Genomic DNA, 23,641 nt, shown 5'->3' on the forward strand with positions numbered 1-23,641 from the left:
TTAATTCATGAGTGAAGCTCCTAAAAAACGCTGGTATGTGGTTCAAGCCTTCTCTGGATTTGAAGGCCGTGTCGCTCAGTCTCTTCGTGAGCATATCAAAATGCACGGTATGGAAGAGTATTTTGGTGAAGTTCTAGTGCCGACTGAAGAAGTCGTAGAAATGCGTGCAGGTCAACGCCGTAAGTCTGAGCGTAAGTTCTTCCCTGGTTACGTCCTTGTTCAAATGATTATGAATGATGAATCATGGCACCTCGTTCGCAGTGTGCCGCGTGTCATGGGCTTCATTGGTGGTACTTCTGACCGTCCAGCTCCGATTTCTGATAAAGAAGCGGATGCGATTCTTAATCGCCTAGAGAAAGCAAGTGAAGCACCTCGTCCACGTACTATGTACGAAGTGGGTGAAGTGGTTCGTGTCAACGAAGGTCCATTTGCGGACTTTAACGGCACGGTTGAAGAAGTGGATTATGAGAAGAGCCGCCTGAAAGTGTCTGTATCGATCTTTGGTCGAGCGACACCGGTAGAGCTTGAATTTGGTCAGGTTGAAAAACTTGATTAAAAAAGCACCTTAATTGGGCTTGTACTAGGCGCGAATTATGACTATAATTTCGCGCCTTTTTGCTTCTATTGAGCAAAAAGTTTTGTTGATAACGGGGAGCTGATCAGAGATTAGCGTTTGAACCCAAGAATTAGGTATTATCATGGCTAAGAAAGTTGAAGCTTATATCAAGCTGCAAGTTGCTGCTGGTATGGCAAACCCAAGTCCACCGGTTGGTCCAGCACTAGGTCAACGTGGTGTTAACATCATGGAATTCTGTAAAGCGTTCAACGCGAAAACAGAATCAATGGAAAAAGGTCTTCCTGTTCCTGTTGTTATCACTGTATACAGCGACCGTTCTTTCACGTTCGTAACTAAGACTTCACCTGCTGCAGTTCTACTGAAGAAAGCGGCTGGCGTTAAGTCTGGTTCAGGTCGTCCAAACACTGAAAAAGTGGGTACTGTAACTGACGCTCAAATCCAAGAAATCGCAGAAGCTAAAGCTGCTGATATGACTGGTGCTGACATCGAAGCGATGAAGCGTTCTATCGCAGGTACTGCTCGTTCAATGGGCCTAGTGGTAGAGGGTTAATATCATGGCAAAACTAACTAAGCGCATGCGCGTTATCCGCGAAAAAGTTGATGTAACTCGTGAATACGAAATCAACGAAGCTGTTGCTCTTCTTAAAGAACTAGCGACTGCTAAGTTTGTTGAGTCTGTTGATGTTGCTGTAAACCTAGGCATCGATGCTCGTAAATCTGACCAAAACGTACGTGGTGCAACTGTACTGCCACACGGTACTGGCCGTGACGTTCGCGTTGCAGTATTTGCACAAGGTGCAAACGCTGAAGCAGCGAAAGCAGCTGGCGCAGACCTTGTTGGTATGGAAGATCTAGCTGAGCAAGTTAAGAAAGGCGAAATGAACTTCGACGTAGTTGTTGCTTCTCCGGATGCAATGCGCGTTGTAGGTCAACTAGGTACTATCCTAGGTCCTCGCGGTCTAATGCCAAACCCTAAAGTTGGTACTGTAACTCCTAACGTTGCTGAAGCGGTTAAGAACGCTAAAGCTGGTCAGGTTCGTTACCGTAACGACAAAAACGGTATCATCCACACTACTATCGGTAAAGTAGACTTCTCTGCTGAGCAAATCAAAGAGAACCTAGAAGCACTTCTAGTTGCTCTTAAGAAAGCTAAGCCATCTTCAGCTAAGGGTTCTTACCTGAAGAAAGTAAGCATCTCTACTACGATGGGTGCTGGTGTTGCTGTTGATCAGGGTACCCTGAGCACTCAAGCATAATCTATTTGCTTAGGCGCAAAAATTATGTATAATTTTGCGCCTAATATTTGTGGTTGGGGCTGAACTTTGGTTCTTTGAGTACTTTGTTACTCTATGAATTAAGACCCAGTCTCCGTCCAAGACCGTAGGTGCCAGTTTTCGAACTGACTTAATTTTCCTACGTAGATGGTGCCCGAACTGACAGAAAGCTCTATGTAAATAGTTACCTTTCTTCTGGGAAAAGCACCTCAATAGCTCTCACTGTTGTGATAATAGTGAGTGGTGTAACAACAACCAGGAGTTAATCCAAGATGGCTTTAAATCTTCAAGACAAAAAAGCAATTGTTGCTGAAGTCAACGAAGCTGCCGCTGGTGCACTTTCTGCAGTTGTAGCTGACTCTCGTGGCGTATCTGTTGATGCGATGACTACTCTACGTAAACAAGCTCGTGAAGCGGGTGTTTACATGAAAGTTGTTCGTAACACACTAGCACGCCGTGCGGTTGAAGGTACTCAGTATGAGTGTCTAACTGACACTTTCACTGGTCCTTCTCTAATCGCGTTCTCTAACGAGCACCCAGGTGCTGCAGCGCGTCTTTTCAAAGACTTCGCTAAAGAGAACAAAAAATTCGAGATCAAAGCTGCTGCATTTGAAGGCGCGCTAACTGACGCTGAAGTTCTAGCAACGCTACCAACTTACGACGAAGCAATCGCACGTCTAATGATGTGTCTGAAAGAAGCTTCTGCAGGCAAGCTGGTTCGTACTATCGCTGCTATCCGCGATCAAAAAGAAGCTGCGTAATTCGCATTGCTTTTTACTGGTTGCTTAATAAACTTATTGTTGACTTAAAAGAGAATTGTTATGTCTATTACTAACGAGCAAATCCTAGACGCTATCGCAGAAATGTCTGTAACACAAGTTGTTGAACTAATCTCTGCAATGGAAGAAAAATTCGGTGTTACTGCAGCTGCTGCTGTAGTTGCAGGTGGCGCAGCAGCTGGTGCAGCTGTTGAAGAGCAAACTGAATTCAACGTTATCCTAGCTTCTGCTGGTGCTAACAAAGTTGCTGTAATCAAAGCAGTACGTGGCGCAACTGGTCTTGGCCTGAAAGAAGCTAAAGCTCTAGTTGACGGCGCTCCAGCAGCACTGAAAGAAGGCGTTGAGAAAGCTGAAGCTGAAGCTCTTAAGAAAGAGCTAGAAGAAGCTGGTGCAACTGTTGAGATCAAGTAATTATTACTTAGTCTCCTAGCCTAACGGCTAATGGCTGGTGGTTTTTTAACCACCGGCCTTTTTGCGCTGTAGGGTATAGGCGAATTTTCCTGCTGTTTAAGCGCCTTTATCCAAGCAAAAAACATTTCATTCATTCGCAATGAAATGTCACTACAGTAAACAGTTATATTAGTCTCTGTCCCTTACCCCCCTTAAGAAACTAGGAGCGGGCGGACAGTTTGGGTCACTTATCAGCGAGCTGAGGAACCCCATGGTTTACTCTTATACCGAGAAAAAGCGCATCCGTAAGGACTTTGGTACTCGTCCACAAGTTTTGGACATTCCATACCTGCTATCGATCCAGCTCGATTCGTTCGATAAATTTATCGAACAGGATCCTGAAGGACAGTACGGTCTTGAGGCTGCTTTCCGTTCTGTATTCCCTATTCAGAGCTACAATGGTAATTCTGAGCTGCAATACGTTAGCTACCGTCTTGGTGAGCCAGTTTTTGATGTTAAAGAATGTCAAATCCGTGGTGTAACTTATTCAAAACCACTTCGCGTAAAGCTACGCCTAGTTATTTTTGATAAAGACGCGCCTGCAGGCACTGTAAAAGACATTAAAGAACAAGAAGTCTACATGGGTGAAATTCCACTCATGACAGACAATGGTACCTTTGTGATTAACGGTACCGAGAGGGTTATCGTATCTCAGCTACATCGAAGCCCAGGTGTGTTCTTCGACAGCGACAAAGGTAAGACTCACTCTTCTGGTAAAGTTCTGTACAACGCGCGTATCATTCCTTACCGTGGTTCATGGCTTGATTTTGAGTTTGATCCTAAGGACAACCTGTACGTACGTATCGACCGTCGTCGTAAGCTACCATCAACCATCATTCTTCGTGCACTAGGTAAGAGCACTGAAGAGATCTTGGATACTTTCTTCGAAAAAGTGAATTTCGAAGTGAAAGACCAGACGCTAATGATGGAGTTGGTACCAGATCGCCTACGTGGTGAAACGGCAACGTTTGATATCGAAGCAAACGGCACTGTCTATGTAGAGAAAGGTCGTCGTGTTACGGCACGCCACATCCGTCAGCTTGAAAAAGAAGGCGTTGATCAGATCGAAGTACCAGTTGAGTACATCGTAGGCAAAGTGTCGTCAAAAGATTACATCAATGAAGCGACTGGCGAGATCATCGTTGCAGCGAACCAGGAAATCAGCCTTGAAGCATTGGCTAAGCTATCTCAAGCTGGCCACAAGCAGCTAGAAGTCCTGTTTACAAACGATTTAGACCATGGCCCATTCATGTCAGAAACACTACGCATCGACAGCTCTGTTGATCGTATTTCTGCACTGGTAGAAATCTACCGCATGATGCGCCCTGGTGAGCCACCAACGAAAGAAGCTGCTGAAGCTCTATTCGAAAGCTTGTTCTTCTCTGAAGAGCGTTATGACCTATCGACTGTTGGCCGCATGAAGTTCAACAGCTCTATTGGCCGTGATGACGCAGAAGAGCAAGGCACACTTGATGAAACTGATATCATCGAAGTGATGAAGAAGCTGATCGCTATCCGTAACGGTAAAGGCGAAGTGGACGATATCGACCACCTAGGTAACCGCCGTATCCGTTCTGTTGGCGAAATGGCTGAAAACCAATTCCGTGTTGGTCTAGTACGTGTTGAACGTGCAGTGAAAGAACGTCTGAGCCTAGGCGATCTTGACGCAGTGATGCCACAAGACTTGATCAATGCGAAGCCAATTTCTGCGGCAGTAAAAGAGTTCTTTGGCTCTTCTCAGCTGTCTCAGTTTATGGACCAAAACAACCCGCTATCAGAAGTTACGCACAAGCGTCGTATTTATGCATTGGGTCCTGGTGGTCTTACTCGTGAGCGTGCTGGTTTCGAAGTTCGAGACGTACACGTAACTCACTACGGCCGCCTATGTCCGATCGAAACGCCTGAAGGTCCGAACATCGGTCTGATCAACTCTCTATCAGCATTTGCACGTTGTAACGAGTACGGTTTCCTAGAGACGCCATACCGTCGTGTTGTTGATGGTGTTGTGACAGACGAAGTGGATTACCTATCAGCGATCGAAGAAGGTCAATTCGTTATCGCTCAGGCGAACGCGAAGCTGAACGAAGATGGTACTTTCGCCGATGAGCTTATCACTGCTCGTCAAAAAGGCGAATCTGGTCTGCACCCACGCGAACATGTTGATTACATGGACGTTGCAACTAACCAAGTAGTATCTATCGCAGCATCTCTAATCCCGTTCCTAGAACACGATGATGCTAACCGCGCTCTAATGGGTGCGAACATGCAACGTCAGGCGGTTCCTACTCTGAAAGCAGAGAAACCACTTGTAGGTACAGGTATTGAGCGTAACGTAGCGGTTGACTCTGGTGTAACGTCGGTTGCTAAACGCGGCGGTATTATCCAGTCAGTTGACGCATCTCGTATCGTGGTGAAGGTTAATGAAGAAGAGTTGATTCCTGGCGAAGCGGGTATCGATATCTACAACCTAACCAAATACACTCGTTCTAACCAAAACACTTGTATCAACCAGCGTCCATGTGTGATGCCTGGCGAACCAGTACTACGTGGTGATGTGCTTGCTGATGGTCCTTCAACAGACCTAGGTGAACTTGCACTTGGTCAGAACATGCGTATCGCGTTCATGCCTTGGAACGGCTACAACTTCGAAGACTCGATCTTAGTATCTGAGCGCGTAGTTCAAGAAGACCGCTTCACGACTATCCACATTCAAGAACTGACTTGTGTGGCGCGTGATACCAAGCTGGGTTCGGAAGAAATCACAGCGGATATTCCAAACGTAGGTGAATCTGCTCTGTCTAAACTAGACGAGTCAGGTATCGTTTACATCGGTGCGGAAGTGAAGGGTGGCGACATCCTAGTTGGTAAAGTAACGCCAAAAGGCGAAACTCAGCTAACGCCTGAAGAGAAGCTACTACGTGCAATCTTCGGTGAAAAAGCATCTGACGTTAAAGATACATCACTACGTGTACCAAACTCTGTTTCAGGTACCATCATCGACGTTCAAGTTTTCACTCGCGATGGCGTAGAGAAAGACAAGCGTGCGCTTGAAATTGAACAGATGCAGCTGAAAGAAGCGAAGAAAGACCTAACGGAAGAATTCCAGATTCTGGAAGGTGGTCTTCTAAACCGTGTTAAAGCGGTTCTTCTATCAGGTGGTTACTCTGAAGCGAAGCTAGATACAACTGATCGTAAGAAGTGGTTAGAACTGACTCTTGAAGACGATGCACTGCAAACTCAGCTTGAGCAACTTGCAGAGCAGTACGACGAGCTAAAAGCAGACTTCGATAAGAAGTTTGAAACCAAGCGTCGTAAGATCACTCAAGGTGATGACCTAGCACCTGGCGTACTGAAGATCGTTAAAGTTTACCTAGCGGTGAAACGTCGTATCCAGCCTGGTGATAAGATGGCCGGTCGTCACGGTAACAAGGGTGTAATCTCTAAGATCAACCCTGTTGAAGACATGCCATACGATGAAAAAGGCCAGCCTGTTGATATCGTACTAAACCCACTGGGTGTACCTTCGCGTATGAACATCGGTCAGATCCTAGAAGTACACTTAGGTCTGGCAGCGAAAGGTATTGGTGACAAGATCAACCAGATGGTTAAAGAGCAGCAAGAACTAGCGAAATTCCGCGAATTCCTGCAAAAAGTTTACGATCTAGGCGAAACTCGCCAGAAAGTAGACATCGCTTCTCTGTCTGATGAAGAAGTTCGTACTCTGATTGGCAACCTACGTGGTGGCTTACCGATTGCGACTCCAGTATTTGACGGTGCGTCTGAAGCATCAATCAAAGAGCTACTAAAACTTGGCGATCTGCCAGAGTCTGGTCAGCTAACTCTGTTTGATGGTCGCACAGGTGATGCGTTTGAGCGTCCTGTAACCGTAGGTTACATGTACATGCTGAAACTGAACCACCTTGTAGATGACAAGATGCACGCACGTTCTACTGGTTCGTACAGTCTGGTAACTCAGCAACCACTAGGTGGTAAAGCTCAGTTCGGTGGTCAGCGTTTCGGTGAGATGGAAGTATGGGCACTAGAAGCATACGGTGCTGCTTACACGCTACAAGAAATGCTAACGGTTAAGTCGGATGACGTTAACGGCCGTACTAAGATGTACAAAAACATCGTAGATGGTAACCACGCGATGGAACCTGGCATGCCTGAATCGTTCAACGTACTGTTGAAAGAGATCCGCTCGCTAGGTATCAACATCGAGCTAGAAGACGAACAGTAATCCGTCCGGGTTATTTGGTAGAAAGCAGCCAGTTTCACACGGCTGGCTGCTTTTAACTCCTTACAGGAGCTGATTGTGAAAGACTTATTAAACTTTCTGAAAGCACAGCATAAGACCGAAGAATTTGATGCAATCAAAATCGGTCTGTCTTCACCAGACATGATTCGTTCATGGTCTTTTGGTGAAGTTAAAAAACCTGAAACGATCAACTATCGTACGTTCAAACCTGAACGCGATGGTCTATTCTGTGCGCGTATCTTTGGCCCAGTAAAAGACTACGAGTGTCTTTGTGGTAAATACAAGCGCCTGAAGCACCGTGGTGTGATCTGTGAGAAATGTGGTGTAGAAGTTACTCAGACTAAAGTTCGTCGTGACCGTATGGGCCACATCGAACTGGCTTCTCCAGTTGCTCACATCTGGTTCCTAAAATCGCTACCGTCTCGTATCGGTCTACTGATGGATATCCCTCTACGTGATATCGAGCGTGTTCTTTACTTCGAAATGTACGTAGTTACTGAACCTGGTATGACGGATCTAGAAAAATCTCAGATGCTGACTGAAGAAGAGTATCTGGATCGTCTAGAAGAGTGGGGTGACGAGTTCACTGCGAAAATGGGTGCAGAAGCGATCAAGGACCTACTAGGTTCAATGGATCTGCACGCTGAAGTTGAGCAGATGCGCGAAGAGCTAGATACCACTAACTCTGAAACTAAGCGTAAGAAACTGACTAAGCGTTTGAAACTGGTTGAAGCGTTTATCTCTTCAGGCAACAACCCTGAGTGGATGATCCTAACTGTACTTCCAGTTCTTCCGCCAGATCTACGTCCTCTAGTACCACTAGATGGCGGTCGCTTTGCGACTTCAGATCTGAACGACCTATACCGTCGTGTGATCAACCGTAACAACCGTTTGAAGCGTCTTCTAGAGCTAGCTGCTCCGGACATCATCGTACGTAACGAAAAACGTATGCTGCAAGAGTCTGTTGATGCGCTACTGGATAACGGTCGTCGTGGTCGTGCGATCACAGGTTCGAACAAGCGTCCTTTGAAATCTCTTGCTGATATGATCAAGGGTAAACAAGGTCGTTTCCGTCAGAACCTTCTAGGTAAACGTGTAGACTACTCTGGCCGTTCTGTAATCACAGTAGGTCCATACCTTCGTCTGCACCAGTGTGGTCTTCCGAAGAAGATGGCACTTGAGCTGTTCAAACCATTCATCTACAGCAAGCTTGAGACTCGTGGCCTAGCGACGACAATCAAAGCGGCTAAGAAGATGGTAGAGCGTGAAGAAGCGGTTGTTTGGGATATCCTAGACGAAGTAATCCGTGAACACCCAGTACTATTGAACCGTGCACCGACACTTCACCGTCTTGGTATTCAGGCATTCGAACCAGTACTGATCGAAGGTAAAGCGATTCAGCTACACCCACTTGTGTGTGCGGCATACAACGCGGACTTCGATGGTGACCAAATGGCGGTTCACGTACCTCTAACACTAGAGGCACAGCTAGAAGCTCGTACTCTGATGATGTCGACAAACAACATTCTGTCGCCAGCGTCAGGTGATCCGATCATCGTACCTTCTCAGGACGTTGTATTGGGTCTGTACTACATGACTCGTGAAATGATCAACGCGAAAGGCGAAGGCATGTACCTAGCAGGTCCTGCTGAAGCTGAAAAAGCATACCGCACTAAGACTGCAGCACTGCACGCGCGCGTTAAAGTTCGTATCACTGAGACAGTGGTTGATGAAGATGGTCACAGCACAACAGAAACTAAGATGGTGGACACCACTATCGGCCGTGCTATGTTGTGGCAAATCGTACCGAAAGGCCTACCGTTCAGCATCGTTAACCAAAAGCTAGGTAAGAAGCAGATTTCTAACCTACTTAACGAGGCATACCGTAAGCTAGGTCTGAAAGATACAGTAATCTTCGCTGACCAAATCATGTACACCGGTTTTGCTTACGCTGCACTTTCTGGCGTGTCTGTTGGTATCGACGACATGGTTGTACCACCAGCGAAGTACACGGAAATCGCAGAAGCGGAAGAAGAAGTACGTGAAATCCAGGAACAATACCAGTCTGGTCTTGTAACTGCGGGCGAACGTTACAACAAAGTGATCGATATTTGGGCATCGACCAACGATCGCGTAGCGAAAGCGATGATGGAGAACCTTTCTTCTGAAACGGTCATCAACCGTGACGGTGAAGAAGAACAGCAAGAGTCTTTCAACAGCATCTACATGATGGCGGACTCAGGTGCTCGTGGTTCTGCAGCTCAGATTCGTCAGCTAGCGGGTATGCGTGGTCTGATGGCGCGTCCAGATGGTTCAATCATCGAAACGCCGATCACTGCAAACTTTAAAGAAGGTCTAAACGTACTTCAGTACTTTATCTCAACGCACGGTGCTCGTAAGGGTCTTGCGGATACGGCACTGAAAACGGCGAACTCGGGTTACCTAACTCGTCGTCTAGTAGACGTTGCACAAGACGTGGTTGTAACAGAACACGACTGTGGCACGCTAGAAGGCGTCGAAATGATGCCTCATATCGAGGGTGGTGACGTTAAAGTAGCATTGACTGAGCTTGCGCTAGGTCGTGTGGTTGCTGAAGACATCGTTAAGCCTGGTACTGAAGAAATTCTTATCCCGCGTAACACGCTATTGGATGAGAAATGGTGTCAGATCATCAATGACAACTCAGTTGACAAGATCACTGTACGTTCTGTTGTAACGTGTGACTCTGACTTCGGTTGTTGTGCACAGTGTTACGGTCGTGACCTAGCACGTGGTCACCTAGTGAACCAAGGTGAAGCAGTGGGTGTAATTGCTGCTCAGTCTATCGGTGAACCTGGTACACAGCTAACGATGCGTACGTTCCACATCGGTGGTGCGGCATCGACAGCAGCAGCAGAAAACAGCGTTCAAGTTAAGAACAACGGTTCTGTTAAGCTGAACAACGCGAAATTCGTTATCAATAAAGATGGCAAGCTAGTAATCACTTCTCGTGCTTCTGAGCTGACTATCATTGATGAATTCGGTCGTACCAAAGAGAAACACAAACTGCCTTACGGTTCTTCATTGAGCAAGGCAGATGGCGACGCAGTAACTGCTGGTGAAACAGTAGCAAACTGGGAAGCGCACACCATGCCAATCATCACTGAAGTGGCAGGTCGTGTTCAATTCGTTGATATGATTGATGGTGTAACTGTTTCTCGTCAAACAGACGATCTAACTGGTCTATCTTCAAGCGAAGTGACGGATGCCGCGGCTCGCCCAGCAGCAGGTAAAGATATGCGTCCAGCTATCAAACTTGTTGATGCGGCAGGTAACGATGTAATGATCCCTGGTACAGATATGCCAGCTCAATACTTCCTACCTGGTAAAGCGATCGTGAACATCGAAGATGGCGCTGAAGTAGGCATTGGTGACACTCTAGCTCGTATTCCTCAGAAATCGGGCGGTAACAAAGACATCACCGGTGGTCTACCACGCGTAGCTGACCTATTTGAAGCTCGTAAGCCGAAAGAGCCAGCTATCCTTGCAGAACACACTGGTACTGTAAGCTTCGGTAAAGAGACCAAAGGTAAGCGTCGTCTGATTATCACTCGTGAGGGTGGTGAGACATACGAAGAGATGATTCCTAAGCATCGTCAGTTGAACGTGTTCGAAGGTGAGCGCGTTGAACGTGGTGACGTAATTGCTGATGGTCCAGAAGCTCCACACGATATCCTGCGTCTACGTGGTATCCACGCAGTGACCCAGTACATCGCAAACGAGGTTCAGGAAGTTTACCGTCTGCAAGGCGTTAAGATTAACGATAAGCACATTGAGACTATCGTTCGTCAGATGCTACGTAAGTGTACTATTACTCATGCTGGTGACTCTGAGTTCCTACCAGGTGAGACAGTAGAATACTCACAAGTGAAGATTGCTAACCGTAATCTAGAAGCAGAAGGCAAAGAGCCAGCTCGCTTCGAACGTGAGCTACTAGGTATCACTAAAGCGTCTCTTGCAACTGAATCGTTCATCTCTGCAGCATCGTTCCAGGAAACGACTCGCGTACTAACAGAAGCAGCCGTTTCTGGTAAACGTGATGATCTACGTGGCCTGAAAGAGAACGTGATTGTAGGTCGTCTGATCCCAGCTGGTACAGGTTTTGCCTACCACCAAGATCGTCAGGCGAAACGTGCTCAAGAGCAAGAAGGTCCATCTGCTGCGCAAGCAACGGATAACCTAGCGGCGCTACTGAACGCAGGTTTCTCTTCAGACGAGTAATCGCTGATTGAAGCATAAAAAAGGCACCTTTCGAGGTGCCTTTTGTTTATCTATTGCTATCACATCGCTTGTCTAGCCACAAAATAAACCCGCATACAGCGGGTTCATCGAGACAAGTGAAATCGGAGGCGTGATGGATAGCTAAGCGCCCGGTGGGACGGAAAGGCTATCGGCAATCAGTTGAATCAAGTGATCTTCGACCTCAAAGCGTAATTCAATGATCTCGCCAACCTTCGAGAGATCGGGTTCGAAGCTTTCAAGAGGATCATCTTCACCCACACTTGCGTACATATCTGTGAAACTGAGCAAAGGTTCGGTCGTGAGTACGATTTTTGCGTAGGTTTCATTAATCTCTGTCGTGGCTTCAAAACCTGTGGCGCGCCATTTATCCATGACCATGTCATAAATCTTAAAGTGGCCTTCAGAAATATAGTCGACTAAGTGCTGACAGAATTGTTGTAATTCGTGGGGAGAGGGAAGTTCTAAAACGTTGGATTTGGTTGAACAGGGCTGCAGTGCAGCAAGCTTACAATATTCGACAATCAACGATTGACGAGTTTCTAACCAATGGTCAATGACTTCACTAGAGCCACCCCATTGTTCTTGTGTTTGTTTGAATTTTTTTAGCATGACCATGCCCTCATGAGCTCATCACGAAACCGTGATCGTTTCCTTTGCATAGTGAAGCCAGTACCTTGGCAAATTGACCAACCGGATACAAACTCTTGTCCTTCCTAGAATTTATAGCTTGAAACGACATCGTCTACAAATTCTGGTATGAAATTAGATTGCCAGTAAAATGAATCAACTGCAAGCGATGAGGAATAGGAATGTTATCGAATAGTGACAGCAAGCATGGCCAGAAAGCATATTGGTGCGTTGTGTCGGGCAGTGACCTTTGGCTGGTGGATGGGCAACTTCCCCTTGCGACAAGCAATGAGCTCAACTTAGTGGCAGAAAAGGCGCAGCAAATCGGCAGCTATAACCATCATCCCGTCATGTGGCTCAACGAAGCAGATGTCGAGCAGAGTTTAGAAATGCACTCGCTGCGTGAGTGTTTACATTTTCCTGAGCCGCTCTTTTTGCTCATGAGCAAAGCCATTCAATATGGCCATATGACGCAAACAATGCGTTTTTGTCCTCAGTGTGGTGGACGCAATCACCTTAATCACAACCAACTCGCGATGCAGTGTGGGGAATGCCGGACCTTGCATTACCCGAGAATTTTCCCATGTATTATTGTTGCGGTGCGAAAGCAGCAGCGTATTTTGTTGGCACAGCACCCCAGACACCGCAATGGTATGTATACCGTGATCGCTGGTTTTGTAGAGGTTGGTGAAACATTGGAACAGTGCGTCGCTCGAGAGGTGAAAGAAGAAACCGGCATTGAAGTGACCAACATTCGTTACTTTGGTAGTCAACCATGGGCCTTTCCTTCCAGTATGATGATGGCCTTTTTGGCAGATTACCACGCCGGAGAGTTAAAACCAGACTACAGCGAGTTAGCGGATGCTAAATGGTTCGCCAGTGATAATTTGCCCCCCGTCGCACCAACAGGCACGATAGCTAGAGCGTTAATAGAACAAACGTTGCTTAATATGAGATCTGACTCGTAACTGTATAAAATAACAGCACTTAATCATTTTTGAGACACTTTTATTGATACTCTAATCGGGATGTTATTCTGTAATGATAATCTTATAAATAATGGAGTATGAATTATGAAAGCAAGTTATTGGTTAGGTGCCTTAGTCATTCTGACATTGTCAGGAACTGCAAATGCCAGCATTGAGGTCAAAGCGAAGCGGATGCTGACTGAAAAAACCATGACGGAAAATATGGCGAAGGTGCAAAGTGCATGCGGAAACCAAACGCTGCAGGCCAATATCGATTGGAGTGCTTGGGATGGCTACAATTTTGCAGAAGAAAGATTGGATCCGGTAAAAACCACCGGTTGGCTTGGTGGTCTGATCAACTACATCTATGACGATATGGTGAAGCTTTGCACTACGACTGAACATGCCGAATTATACAAAGCAGAGTTCCAAAAAGTAGAGAAGATCCAATTTGCAGGTCAGGAGTCAATTAAAGCTCGCAAGTCCTCATTCGCATTAGCAGATGGTGGCAAAGTGCTGAATGTTTCGTTGAATCCAAATGCCGCGTATGATTCTTCGACTTTGAAGTACATCAAGCAAGCTTGGAACTAATGACATGAAGAAGACCATTCTCTCTCTCTTAGCCATGTCATTAAGTTTTTCAGCCAGTGCGAGCGACGCTTACAGTCTGGAAGATTTGAAGGCGCTGCAAGCTTCGCAAAGTTGGCAAGAATTATTGGCACATGCGAACGATATTCGCCCATCACAGCGTGACACTCAGTGGAAGGCGTTGGTGGAGCAAGCAGCACTGGGGTCTTTTACTCAGTCTATCCAAGCAGGAAATAGCGACAAAGCGATTTACCTTGGACAAGAAGTGCTACAGGTGTATCCATTTTTGAGTCAGTCAGACGCTTTCACGCAAACTTTCTCTGAACAGTTGGTCAAAGCGGCGCAACCGTGCGTGCGTTACTCTGCCGAAAGCTGTGTGGAGAATTATGGCAATCTGCTTGCAACCTTATCGCCTCAAGCGGAGTTGAGCTTTGCTGAAGGGGTTAAAGTTTACCAGAACGTATCTAAGTCTCTATCAGTGCCATTTTTTGCTTCTGCGGTGAAGCAATCATCTCAATACTGTGCGGATGAAAAAGTAGCGAATGCGCTGCTGTACACTTTAGAACGCCCGAAAAATGTGAATTTTGCCTTGGCAAAAGAAGTGGCAACCACCGTTTGTGTCGGGACGGCTTTGGCAAATTTTGAAAATTATGTTATCGAGTCCAAATCGGTTCGAGCGGCTCTTTGTCCGACTTATGTCAGCAAAGGCTATGTAAAAGGCATCATTAAACAAGTGTGTGAATCTTGATTAGATGCAACTTTAATGTGAAAGGCCACCAGATTGGTGGTCTTTTAATTTGTTGAAAAATAAATAAAAAAAACCCTCCGAGAGGGAGGGGGTAAGTAAGATGTCGTTATGAGATGCTGAACACTGAGTGTTCAGTTTGTAATTATAGTTTTCGCTAGCGAACAAATTTTTAACACTGTTATTTGTTGGGTGCAAACTAAGCATTGATTTAAAAGTTAATAACTTGATCCAGGGCGCAAAGCAGGCGGTATTTTGTGCTAAATCAGTGTTAGAATGGCGCTCTTATAAAAAAGCCTAACAACTGGAATTACGGAATGACTGAATTAAAAAATGATCGTTATCTGCGTGCATTACTGAAAGAGCCTGTAGATTGCACACCGGTATGGATGATGCGTCAGGCAGGTCGTTACCTACCAGAATACAAAGCAACGCGTGCTCAAGCGGGCGATTTCATGTCTTTGTGTAAAAATGCAGAGCTCGCGTCTGAAGTGACTCTTCAGCCACTTCGCCGCTTTCCGCTGGATGCTGCCATTCTGTTCTCTGATATCCTGACTATCCCAGATGCGATGGGATTAGGTCTGCGCTTCTCAACAGGCGAAGGCCCGATCTTCGATAACCCAATCACATGCAAAGCAGACGTCGAAAAAATCGGCGTGCCGGATCCAGAAGGTGAGCTGCAATATGTCATGAACGCTGTGCGTCAAATCCGCAAAGACTTGAACGGTGACGTACCGCTGATTGGTTTTTCTGGTAGCCCGTGGACGCTTGCCACTTACATGGTTGAAGGCGGTAGCTCAAAAGCCTTCACTAAGATCAAGAAAATGATGTACGCAGAACCACAAACTCTGCACCTACTTCTCGATAAGCTAGCAGACAGCGTTATCGAATACCTAAACGCGCAAATTAAAGCAGGTGCGCAATCAGTGATGGTATTTGATACGTGGGGGGGCGTACTGACGCCACGAGACTACAACCTCTTCTCACTGCAATACATGCATAAGATTGTGGATGGTCTGATTCGTGAAAACGATGGCCGCCGCGTACCTGTGACGCTCTTTACCAAGAATGGTGGCATGTGGCTAGAGCAGATTGCGGCGACGGGTTGTGATGCTGTTGGTCTTGATTGGACCATCAACATTGCAGACGCAAAAGCACGTGTCGGTGACAAAGTGGCCCTGCAAGGCAATATGGATCCATCGATGCTCTACGCTTCTCACGATCGCATTCGTGAAGAAGTGGCCTCTATCCTAGAAGGATTTGGCCATGGTGGTACTGGACACGTGTTCAACTTGGGTCACGGTATTCATCTTGACGTTCCACCAGAAAACGCAGGTGTCTTTGTTGAAGCGGTTCACGAGCTTTCTAAGCCATACCACCAATAAAAAGCACTGTCTGTTAGCAATTAAAAAACCAGCTTCGGCTGGTTTCAGATTGATGACGAACCCCGCTTTTTAAGTGGGGTTCTTTTTTGGAAGCGACCGTAGGTCGCGATCGTGTTTTTTTTTGTTATATCGTGCGCAGAAGTTTCCATTCATTACATGGGTATACAGAAGCAAGTATCTGCCTTATTTCTGCCATATTTAAGCCCATTTTTCGTAGATAGTTCACCACCAACGCTATCTTCTTGATGTTTTGGGCTGCCGCTGCCAACCAACACTGCATTTGCACATTAGCTAGACCTCTGAATCGTGCATAACGATGACCATGATGTTGCTTAGCGTCTGCAAAGCTCCGTTCTACTGTTTCACTTCGACGTCGATAGGTCTTCTTACCATAGGAAGAAAGCCGCATTTGATTTGCTCTCTCTACGGCATCGCTATAGATATGCCGAGTAATCACTTTCTTCATGTTTTTGCTTTGAGTACAGTCATCCCTCATTGGACAGAACGCACACTCTTTCGGGTCTGAGTGGTATTCTCGGTAGGCATCGCGTGACGTGGTTTTATAAAGCAACGCCTGACCATTCGGACACTGGTAGCAGTCTCTTTGCGCATCGTAAGTAAAGTGTTTCTTTTTGAACGCATTTTTCGTTCTCGATGGACGTCGATAACCGAACACGCCAAGAATACCTCGACGTTCAAGTGACTCCGCCACTGGAGCGGTAAAGTAGCCCGCATCCAGTCCAACGGCTATCGGGTTCAATTGGAATGTAGCAAGCGTGTAATCTAAGCGTTGAACGTAAGGCTGTGAGTCATTGATGTTGCCCGCGGTGGTATAGGTATCGAGGATAATTCCATGTTGACCATCAACGGTTCGATGGTCGAGGTAGAAGAAGCCTTGTGGCTTATTATCACGAGTCATGAAGCCACTCTCTGGGTCAGTGGTGCTGGTTTTGGTATTCTTTGTTTTTGACTCTGATTCACGAGCCTTAAGAGGCTTCTTACCCGCTTTTTCTCGGTCTAACGCGACGTCGTCATCCAGCATATCAAGATAGGCACTCGCGCGAACCGCCGTGACTTTATTGGTGTGTTTATTCTTGTTGGCGTTCGCTTTGAGATGAGTACTGTCCGTAAAGAGCTCTTGACCCGCGACCAAGCCTTTCGTCATGGCTTGCTCTACGATATTGATAAAAATACGTTCGAATACATCCGTGCCATTAAAGCGACGAATGCGGTTTTGGCTTAGAGTCGAAGCGTGGATGACTTTCTCTGTTAATGACATCCGTAAGAACCAACGGTAAGCGACATTCACTTCAATTTCTTTAACGAGCTGACGCTCACTTTTTATACCAAAGATATAACCAAGCAAGATGATTTTGAAGAGACGAACAGGGTCAACAGGTGGACGCCCATTATCTTTACAATAAAGATGAGCGACTTCATCACGAATGAATTCAAAGTCGATAGCATTATCGATTTTGCGCACTAAATGGTTTTTAGGAACTAACTGTTCCATCGTCACCATTTCCAGTTCGTATTGTTGCGGAGTCGGTTCTTGAAGCATATCGGAGTATCCATATTTCGATACCCCTATTAGATCAAAGGTCTAGCTCGAAAGCTAGACCTTTGTCAGCAGTCTGAAACCAGCTTCGGCTGGTTTTTGTTTTTCGCTTCTGCCTCAGCGGTGTACAGCGAAAGGTGCTTTTGGGTTGCCATGATCCCCATGCTTTTTAGCGCTCAACTTTGCTTAGGGAGAGTCGCTGATGTACTTGTTGGCGAAGGTAGGGCACGGTTTGTTCTTCAAACCAAGGATTCTTTCTCAACCACAGTGTGTTCCTAGGCGAGGGGTGAGGAAGTGGCAGGTAATCGGGTAGCCAAGCTTGCCAATTTTGTACCGTTTCAGTCACTGTTTTTGGTTTGTTCGACAGATAACGGTTTTGTGCATATTGACCAATCAACAGTGTCAGTTCGATATTGGGTAAGTGTTTCAGTAAGGCCTCATGCCACAGCGGTGCGCACTCTTTTCGTGGCGGAAGATCGCCAGATTGCCCTTGTCCGGGATAGCAAAATCCCATCGGCATGATGGCGATCTGTTTTGGGTCATAAAAAGTCTGCTTTTCAATGTCTAACCACGCTCTTAAGCGATTGCCACTGGCATCATTCCACGGAATGGATGTGTGGTGGACTTTGGTCCCTGGCGCTTGTCCAATGATCAAAATCTTCGCCTCTGAGTGAGCTTGAACCACAGGGTTAGCACCGAGCGGCAAGGCGGAGGCACACACTTGGCAAGCCCGGATTTGAGTTAACAGCGGCTCAAGCGGCATGCATCAATACCCTTTGGTGAAGCTGACTTGATGGTTGAGTGGGTACCCTTCAAGCCAACGATGGTAATTTTCTGCAAACAGCGCCATCACTTTCTCAGGAAAGCTCAGCGCGGCAATATGCGGCGTGATAGTGATTTGTTTGAGCCCCCAAAATGGATGATCCGTGACGAGGGGTTCTTGTTCAAATACATCCAAGAACGCATGTTCAACCCAGTGATTTTTAATCGCCAAAAGTAGTGCCGCATTGTCAATGACATCCCCACGTCCAACATTAAATAGCAGAGCATGACGACAGTGGCTTAGGCTCGCTTGGTTCAACAAGTGGTGAGTGTGTTCTGTGCTAGGCAGAGTGTTGACCACGATGTGTGCTTTCTTCAAGGCCGCTGCCAGCTCATTGATGTGGTAGGTTTGCTGAAAATGGCTACCGTTCGGCGGAATGCCTGTACGATTGACGCCAATGGTGTGTAACCCCATCGCCGTGCAGGCATGCGCTAGGTGATTACCTATGCTCCCTGTGCCTAAGATGGTGATCGTTTTGCCCTCTAGGGAAGAGTAGGGATGCGGTTGCCAGAGACGTTGCTGTTGCTGCTCGGCATAGCGGGCACAGTGGCGATAGTGTTGAATGGCGTAGCCGATGACGTATTCCGCGATCAAGGGGCCAAAAATCCCACGGACATTGGTTAGCTTGTAATCTCGTCGTAACTCAGGTTGCATGAGCGCGTTCACGCCAGCGTAAGTCGATTGTAGCCATTCGAGCTGGTGGCACTCAGACAAGCGTGGTGCAATGTGAGGTGGCGCCGCGAGGATGATATTGGCTTGCTCGATGTCCTCAGTGAGCGCTAAATCAGGTAACGCGTGATCAGCAAGCAGTTGGCGATAGGTCTCGTTGTCTTCGGTAACAATGAAAATCTTGTGTTTTGACTGATGCATTAACTTTTTTCCCTGTGGCGAATCAAGTACACTTCCGCTGTCTTTTTCCGCAATGATTGAGTGATTATGCTACAGAATCCCCTACAGGTCCGTTTAGAAAAACTGGAACCTTGGCAACAAATAACCTTCATGACGTGTTTGTGTGAACGTATGTACCCAAACTACGCCATGTTTTGTGATAGCACTGGTTTCGCGGAACCAAGAGGTTATCGCAACATTTTAGACAGTGTATGGGAAATTCTCACGGTGAAAAACGCTAAGGTGAATTTTGAGCGTCAACTTGAGAAGTTGGAAGAGCTCTTCCCTAGCGCGGAAGAGTTCGATCTTTATGCGGTTTATCCTGCCATGGATGCGTGCCAATCTCTCTCCACCTTACTGCACGGTTTGCTTGATCGCGACTATCTGTTCGACTCGATGATTAAGATCAGTCAGCAATCGGTGCAAACAGTGGTGGATTTAGAGCAAGCTCAAGGCAGTGAAGCGATCACCAATGAAAACCAGAAAGCGAACGAAGCGGTTTGTGCTGAATGGGATGTGCAGTGGGCGATTTTCCGTCCTTTACGTGAAGCACAAGAGCGTGATATCGACTTGATTAAAGATTTACGCCAAGAGTTGAGGGATGATCCGATCAGCAACTTGGGCATCACTCTGTCGTAATGATAAGCAAAAGGCTCCATTGGAGCCTTTTGTTGTTTTGACACTTGAGCAAGCTACGACTTCGTTTTGTCGTTACTTCCTTCGTCTTCATCGTCGTCGCGGCTTTCGATCATGCCGTGCTTGTTTTTCCAGCGTTCCCAGCGTTGGTAAGCCAGCTCTTGCATGTCTTGGCTCTTATCAGCTTCGTCGATGATCTCTTCCCCGAGTAGATATTCAAAAATATCTTCTAAGGTGACGAGGCCGAGCACGGTGCCATACTCATCAACCACGATAGAAAGTTGTAAGCGTTTTGCCATCATTTGATCAAACGCTTTAGGCAAAGCAAGCGTGTTCATGATGACGTGAATAGGGCGCATCACGGAACCCAGTTGTTTCTCTCCTGCCCCAGATTGCTGCAGTTTGAATAGCTCTAAGCGGTGGACAAAACCAATGATGTTGTCTTTCTGCTCGCTGTAAACCAGTGGGCGAGAGAAAGGTGTCTCTTTGTGCTCAGCGAGAAACTCGTTAATAGTGGTGGTGGCATCCACTCGAAAAACCACAGGTCGAGGTGTCATCACCTGCGTTACCGGTACATCTTGAATACCGAGCAAGTTACTCAGAATTTTAGACTCACCCTCTGCAAACTCGCCGCTTTCGCGTGCTAAGATCGCCATCGCTGATAGTTCATCGCGCATTTTGGGTAGTTCTTGATTGCGTGCTAAACGCTTGGTGATTTGCTCTGAGAACCAAACAAAGGGTGTTAGGGCCCAAACCATCCAGCGCAAGGTGGTGGCGGCGGATGGCGCCAGTTGTCGCCAGTAAGTGGCACCAATGGTCTTAGGGACGATTTCCGAAAGCACAAGAATGCCGAGCGTTAGGACGCCAGAGAATACCCCCAACCATTCGCTACCAAAAACAACAGCCGCTTGCGCACCTGCCGTTGCCGCACCGATGGTATGTGCTATGGTGTTTAATGTGAGGATAGAAGCCAACGGGCGATCAATGTCCGCTTTGAGTTTCGTCAGCGGTTCAGCCGCAGGATGGCCTTGCTGTCTGAGTTGAGCAATATAGCTTGGACTGATGCTCAGTAGTACCGCCTCCAGCACGGAACAGATGAAAGAAATACCAATAGCAATCGAAATATAGAAAGTAAGCAGTAGCATAGTTGCCCTTGAAGAAGTCACGAGTTCACGTCTACACTGAGACAAAGTGCATTATCTAATGGTCGTAGACTCCTTGTAAATAGGTGCTTCGGCAGTGAAAACCAAGCTTCTGGTATGGTTATTCGATAACAATTTGTGAGTTATTACTCAGAAAACGGTTAAAAGTAAGGCACTAAAGCGAAAGATTGACGACAAACCTTTGCCAGACATAGGCTTTATGCTTTAGAGTGAAACGAATTCGATAACCTATGAGAAGGGAAACCTAATGAACAAGACCCAATTAATCGACTTTATCGCAGAGAAAGCAGACCTATCTAAAGCACAAGCGAAAGCTGCTCTTGAAGCTACTCTTAACGGTGTGACTGACGCACTAAAAGAGGGTGACCAGGTTCAACTAATTGGTTTTGGTACATTCAAAGTAAACCACCGCGCAGCACGTACTGGCCGTAACCCTAAAACGGGTGATGAGATCCAAATCGCTGCAGCAAACGTTCCTGCATTCGTAGCAGGTAAAGCACTGAAAGAATCAGTAAACTAATTGCTCTGCACCGGAGATTCTCTCCGGTGCCTTTTTTAATTGCCTGACATCATGAAAAAACGACTTCTCTCCCTGACTGCCCTCCTAATCCTTGCTGGTTGTTCTTCAGCACCAAGACCAAATCTTGAACAATTCACTCATTTCTCTGGTGGCCAGACGATGGGCGATGCGACGAGTTTCTATTGGGTGACGGACAAATTGACAGGGCCGCATAAAGCGTCGGACTACGTTTTTTCTGGAGATTACGGTTGGTACCAAAGCGAATATCGCTGGGATGAAGGCGCATTACGAGAGTTGATTCGAGAAGGTGAGCAGCTTGATAGCAAGTTAGGCTTAGTACCTTATCGAATCCACGTTCGATTTAATGTTGAAGGGGATGCGGTTTATCAACAGTATCGCCTTAACGGGAAGGTTCTTCCTATCCAACAAGAGCAGTTGCAGCGCTACCAATACGAAGCGGATGCATTGGTTAAAGAGACTAAACAACAATCTCGAGAGGGATTGGAGTTGATACAGGGCTATTGGGATGGGGAAACGTTTGAAACCTGTAGTGGAGAGGAATATTCGAAACTTGAGTTTAACCAGACCCTCCCAGGATTTGTGGTTAACCGATTAGCCAGTGTCGACAGCTATGTGGCGTTTTTAGGCAAAAAATCTTCACGTCGTTTGGAGGTCGAGACGTTACTGTTATTAGATGAAGACGATCGAGACTGCGTGGAAAAGCCCGTGTTGCTTGAAGAGTAAGGCTTACTCCGTTAGACGAATGAAAAGACAAAAGGCGCAAAATGCGCCTTTTGTTTTCTTTGCCAACTGATGCTGTTGTTATTTTTGTTGCTCGCGAGCGATTGCACGGTAGCCAATATCGTTGCGGTGGAACATCCCATCCCAACGGATCTGTTTTGCTAGCTCGTACGCGCGTTGCTGCGCTTCTGACACGCTGTTGCCCAGTGCAGTGGCACAAAGAACACGACCACCGTTTGTGACGATATCGCCCTCTTTATTTTCAGTACCAGCGTGGAAGACCTTCTCGCCTTCAATTTCAACTTGAGGTAGGCCAGAGATCACATCACCTTTGTTGTACGCTGCTGGGTAGCCACCCGCTGCAAGCACAATACCGATCGATGCGCGAGGGTCCCACTTGGACTCGACTTGATCCAGTTTCTTGTCGATGGCCGCGAGGCACAATTCCACAAGATCCGATTCCATGCGCATCATGATAGGTTGAGTCTCTGGGTCACCAAAGCGGCAGTTGTACTCGATGACTTTTGGTGTGCCATCTTTGTCAATCATCAACCCGGCATAGAGGAAGCCCATGTATGGGTTACCTTCGGCGGCCATGCCGCGTACGGTAGGGTAGATCACCTCTTGCATAACACGGTTATGGATCTCAGGTGTTACCACTGGTGCTGGTGAGTAAGCGCCCATGCCGCCTGTGTTTGGACCGGTGTCTTTGTCGCCGACACGTTTGTGATCTTGGCTGGTGGCCATCGGCAACACGTTCTCGCCATCCACCATTACGATGAAGCTGGCTTCCTCGCCATCAAGGAACTCTTCGATCACCACACGGCTGCCTGCGTCGCCAAAGGCGTTGCCTGCGAGCATGTCTTTGATAGCCTCTTCGGCTTCTTCTAGCGTCATCGCGACAATCACGCCTTTGCCTGCTGCAAGGCCATCTGCTTTCACCACGATTGGCGCGCCTTGTTCACGTACATAGGCCAGTGCTGGCTCGATGTCCGTAAAGTTCGCGTACGCCGCAGTAGGGATTTGATGGCGAGCAAGGAAGTCTTTGGTAAATGCTTTAGAGCCTTCAAGTTGCGCAGCCGCTTGGGTAGGGCCAAAAATTGGCAGACCTGCTTCACTAAACGCATCAACAACCCCCAGTACGAGCGGCACTTCAGGACCGACGATGGTCAGTTCAATGGCTTTCTCTTTAGCAAATGCCACTAAACCAGCAATGTCTTCAACGGCGATGTTGACGTTTTCTAGCTTAGGCTCAAGTGCGGTACCTGCGTTCCCCGGTGCGACGAAGATTGTCTCCACATTGGGGTTTTGTGCGGCTTTCCAACCTAGTGCGTGTTCACGACCACCGGAACCAATTATTAATACATTCATCTCATCATC

20 protein-coding genes are annotated in these 23,641 nt (G+C 46.9%); 14 read left to right on the forward strand and 6 right to left on the reverse strand.

All coding sequences use genetic code 11. The annotated features are described in order from the left end of the window. Positions 1–7: 7 nt before the first annotated feature. From nusG to rpoC, 7 genes are all read left to right on the forward strand, one after another. Positions 8–556 (forward strand): transcription termination/antitermination protein NusG, encoded by a 549-nt coding sequence (gene nusG, locus AOT11_RS07775; protein WP_011079196.1) that lies wholly within the window; start codon positions 8–10, stop codon positions 554–556. Between the two features lie 142 nt (positions 557–698). Then, complete coding sequence (rplK, locus tag AOT11_RS07780) at positions 699–1,127, forward strand: 50S ribosomal protein L11 (RefSeq protein ID WP_017420185.1); 429 nt, start codon at positions 699–701, stop codon at positions 1,125–1,127. 4 nt (positions 1,128–1,131) lie between these two features. Beyond that, complete coding sequence (gene rplA / locus AOT11_RS07785; protein WP_017420186.1) at positions 1,132–1,833, forward strand: 50S ribosomal protein L1; 702 nt, start codon at positions 1,132–1,134, stop codon at positions 1,831–1,833. A gap of 290 nt (positions 1,834–2,123) precedes the next feature. Next, positions 2,124–2,612, forward strand: a complete 489-nt coding sequence (gene rplJ / locus AOT11_RS07790; protein WP_011079199.1) for a 50S ribosomal protein L10 — start codon at positions 2,124–2,126, stop codon at positions 2,610–2,612. Positions 2,613–2,672: 60 nt separating this feature from the next. Beyond that, a complete protein-coding gene (rplL, locus tag AOT11_RS07795; RefSeq protein WP_011079200.1) occupies positions 2,673–3,041 on the forward strand; it encodes a 50S ribosomal protein L7/L12 in 369 nt (122 codons plus the stop codon). A gap of 250 nt (positions 3,042–3,291) precedes the next feature. Next, entirely contained in the window at positions 3,292–7,320 is a 4,029-nt protein-coding gene (rpoB, locus tag AOT11_RS07800; RefSeq protein WP_089529796.1) for a DNA-directed RNA polymerase subunit beta, read from the forward strand. Between the two features lie 75 nt (positions 7,321–7,395). Further along, on the forward strand, positions 7,396–11,598 hold the full coding sequence (rpoC, locus tag AOT11_RS07805; protein ID WP_017420188.1) for a DNA-directed RNA polymerase subunit beta': 4,203 nt from the start codon (positions 7,396–7,398) through the stop codon (positions 11,596–11,598). 141 nt (positions 11,599–11,739) lie between these two features. Here rpoC and AOT11_RS07810 read toward each other — a convergent pair whose 3' ends face one another. Then, a complete protein-coding gene (locus AOT11_RS07810; RefSeq protein WP_011079203.1) occupies positions 11,740–12,234 on the reverse strand; it encodes an Rsd/AlgQ family anti-sigma factor in 495 nt (164 codons plus the stop codon). Positions 12,235–12,428: 194 nt separating this feature from the next. On the opposite strand from AOT11_RS07810, the gene nudC reads away from it, so the two are divergent. The 4 genes from nudC to hemE all read left to right on the forward strand — a co-directional run bounded on the left by nudC (position 12,429) and on the right by hemE (position 15,932). After that, positions 12,429–13,214: an NAD(+) diphosphatase gene (gene nudC, locus AOT11_RS07815; RefSeq protein WP_017420189.1), complete on the forward strand. Its 786-nt coding sequence runs from the start codon at positions 12,429–12,431 to the stop codon at positions 13,212–13,214. 105 nt (positions 13,215–13,319) lie between these two features. Continuing rightward, positions 13,320–13,805 carry a hypothetical protein gene (locus AOT11_RS07820; protein ID WP_017420190.1) on the forward strand — a complete coding sequence of 162 codons (486 nt, stop codon included), beginning with the start codon at positions 13,320–13,322 and terminating at the stop codon, positions 13,803–13,805. A 4-nt stretch (positions 13,806–13,809) separates the two neighbouring features. Continuing rightward, entirely contained in the window at positions 13,810–14,550 is a 741-nt protein-coding gene (locus tag AOT11_RS07825) for a hypothetical protein (RefSeq protein ID WP_017420191.1), read from the forward strand. 314 nt (positions 14,551–14,864) lie between these two features. Next, positions 14,865–15,932: a uroporphyrinogen decarboxylase gene (gene hemE, locus AOT11_RS07830; protein ID WP_011079207.1), complete on the forward strand. Its 1,068-nt coding sequence runs from the start codon at positions 14,865–14,867 to the stop codon at positions 15,930–15,932. Positions 15,933–16,056: 124 nt separating this feature from the next. On the opposite strand, the gene AOT11_RS07835 is transcribed toward hemE, so the two are convergent. From AOT11_RS07835 to AOT11_RS07845, 3 genes are all read right to left on the reverse strand, one after another. Next, on the reverse strand, positions 16,057–17,493 hold the full coding sequence (locus tag AOT11_RS07835) for an IS1182 family transposase (protein ID WP_089529797.1): 1,437 nt from the start codon (positions 17,491–17,493) through the stop codon (positions 16,057–16,059). A gap of 166 nt (positions 17,494–17,659) precedes the next feature. After that, positions 17,660–18,253 carry a uracil-DNA glycosylase family protein gene (locus AOT11_RS07840; RefSeq protein WP_017419782.1) on the reverse strand — a complete coding sequence of 198 codons (594 nt, stop codon included), beginning with the start codon at positions 18,251–18,253 and terminating at the stop codon, positions 17,660–17,662. Between the two features lie 3 nt (positions 18,254–18,256). Further along, positions 18,257–19,183 carry a D-2-hydroxyacid dehydrogenase gene (locus AOT11_RS07845; protein ID WP_017419781.1) on the reverse strand — a complete coding sequence of 309 codons (927 nt, stop codon included), beginning with the start codon at positions 19,181–19,183 and terminating at the stop codon, positions 18,257–18,259. Positions 19,184–19,249: 66 nt separating this feature from the next. Between AOT11_RS07845 and AOT11_RS07850 the strand changes: the two genes are divergently transcribed. After that, complete coding sequence (locus tag AOT11_RS07850; protein WP_026050345.1) at positions 19,250–19,840, forward strand: YjaG family protein; 591 nt, start codon at positions 19,250–19,252, stop codon at positions 19,838–19,840. 53 nt (positions 19,841–19,893) lie between these two features. Here AOT11_RS07850 and AOT11_RS07855 read toward each other — a convergent pair whose 3' ends face one another. Continuing rightward, positions 19,894–20,982 carry a CNNM domain-containing protein gene (locus AOT11_RS07855; RefSeq protein ID WP_017419780.1) on the reverse strand — a complete coding sequence of 363 codons (1,089 nt, stop codon included), beginning with the start codon at positions 20,980–20,982 and terminating at the stop codon, positions 19,894–19,896. Between the two features lie 265 nt (positions 20,983–21,247). Here AOT11_RS07855 and hupA point away from each other — a divergent pair, with 265 nt between their 5' ends. Together hupA and AOT11_RS07865 are read left to right on the forward strand one after the other, a co-directional pair. Next, positions 21,248–21,520: a nucleoid-associated protein HU-alpha gene (gene hupA / locus AOT11_RS07860; protein ID WP_011079212.1), complete on the forward strand. Its 273-nt coding sequence runs from the start codon at positions 21,248–21,250 to the stop codon at positions 21,518–21,520. Between the two features lie 51 nt (positions 21,521–21,571). Continuing rightward, the gene (locus tag AOT11_RS07865) at positions 21,572–22,264 is read left to right on the forward strand and encodes a DUF1481 domain-containing protein (protein WP_026050344.1); all 693 of its coding nucleotides are present in this window, start codon (positions 21,572–21,574) and stop codon (positions 22,262–22,264) included. Between the two features lie 78 nt (positions 22,265–22,342). On the opposite strand, the gene purD is transcribed toward AOT11_RS07865, so the two are convergent. Continuing rightward, a complete protein-coding gene (gene purD, locus AOT11_RS07870) occupies positions 22,343–23,632 on the reverse strand; it encodes a phosphoribosylamine--glycine ligase (RefSeq protein WP_026050343.1) in 1,290 nt (429 codons plus the stop codon). Positions 23,633–23,641 lie beyond the last annotated feature (9 nt).

Source organism: Vibrio vulnificus NBRC 15645 = ATCC 27562, assembly GCF_002224265.1.
Taxonomy (GTDB): domain Bacteria; phylum Pseudomonadota; class Gammaproteobacteria; order Enterobacterales; family Vibrionaceae; genus Vibrio; species Vibrio vulnificus.

Excerpts from the sequence above, each read along its gene's own strand:
- hemE (WP_011079207.1), top strand. The coding sequence starts at position 14,865 with ATGACTGAATTAAAAAATGATCGTTATCTGCGTGCATTACTGAAAGAG.
- AOT11_RS07845 (WP_017419781.1), bottom strand. The coding sequence starts at position 19,183 with ATGCATCAGTCAAAACACAAGATTTTCATTGTTACCGAAGACAACGAG.
- AOT11_RS07855 (WP_017419780.1), bottom strand. The coding sequence starts at position 20,982 with ATGCTACTGCTTACTTTCTATATTTCGATTGCTATTGGTATTTCTTTC.
- AOT11_RS07850 (WP_026050345.1), top strand. The coding sequence starts at position 19,250 with ATGCTACAGAATCCCCTACAGGTCCGTTTAGAAAAACTGGAACCTTGG.
- rplK (WP_017420185.1), top strand. The coding sequence starts at position 699 with ATGGCTAAGAAAGTTGAAGCTTATATCAAGCTGCAAGTTGCTGCTGGT.
- nudC (WP_017420189.1), top strand. The coding sequence starts at position 12,429 with ATGTTATCGAATAGTGACAGCAAGCATGGCCAGAAAGCATATTGGTGC.
- nusG (WP_011079196.1), top strand. The coding sequence starts at position 8 with ATGAGTGAAGCTCCTAAAAAACGCTGGTATGTGGTTCAAGCCTTCTCT.
- AOT11_RS07865 (WP_026050344.1), top strand. The coding sequence starts at position 21,572 with ATGAAAAAACGACTTCTCTCCCTGACTGCCCTCCTAATCCTTGCTGGT.
- AOT11_RS07840 (WP_017419782.1), bottom strand. The coding sequence starts at position 18,253 with ATGCCGCTTGAGCCGCTGTTAACTCAAATCCGGGCTTGCCAAGTGTGT.
- rplL (WP_011079200.1), top strand. The coding sequence starts at position 2,673 with ATGTCTATTACTAACGAGCAAATCCTAGACGCTATCGCAGAAATGTCT.
- rplJ (WP_011079199.1), top strand. The coding sequence starts at position 2,124 with ATGGCTTTAAATCTTCAAGACAAAAAAGCAATTGTTGCTGAAGTCAAC.
- AOT11_RS07825 (WP_017420191.1), top strand. The coding sequence starts at position 13,810 with ATGAAGAAGACCATTCTCTCTCTCTTAGCCATGTCATTAAGTTTTTCA.
- AOT11_RS07835 (WP_089529797.1), bottom strand. The coding sequence starts at position 17,493 with ATGCTTCAAGAACCGACTCCGCAACAATACGAACTGGAAATGGTGACG.
- hupA (WP_011079212.1), top strand. The coding sequence starts at position 21,248 with ATGAACAAGACCCAATTAATCGACTTTATCGCAGAGAAAGCAGACCTA.
- AOT11_RS07820 (WP_017420190.1), top strand. The coding sequence starts at position 13,320 with ATGAAAGCAAGTTATTGGTTAGGTGCCTTAGTCATTCTGACATTGTCA.
- rpoB (WP_089529796.1), top strand. The coding sequence starts at position 3,292 with ATGGTTTACTCTTATACCGAGAAAAAGCGCATCCGTAAGGACTTTGGT.
- AOT11_RS07810 (WP_011079203.1), bottom strand. The coding sequence starts at position 12,234 with ATGGTCATGCTAAAAAAATTCAAACAAACACAAGAACAATGGGGTGGC.
- rplA (WP_017420186.1), top strand. The coding sequence starts at position 1,132 with ATGGCAAAACTAACTAAGCGCATGCGCGTTATCCGCGAAAAAGTTGAT.
- purD (WP_026050343.1), bottom strand. The coding sequence starts at position 23,632 with ATGAATGTATTAATAATTGGTTCCGGTGGTCGTGAACACGCACTAGGT.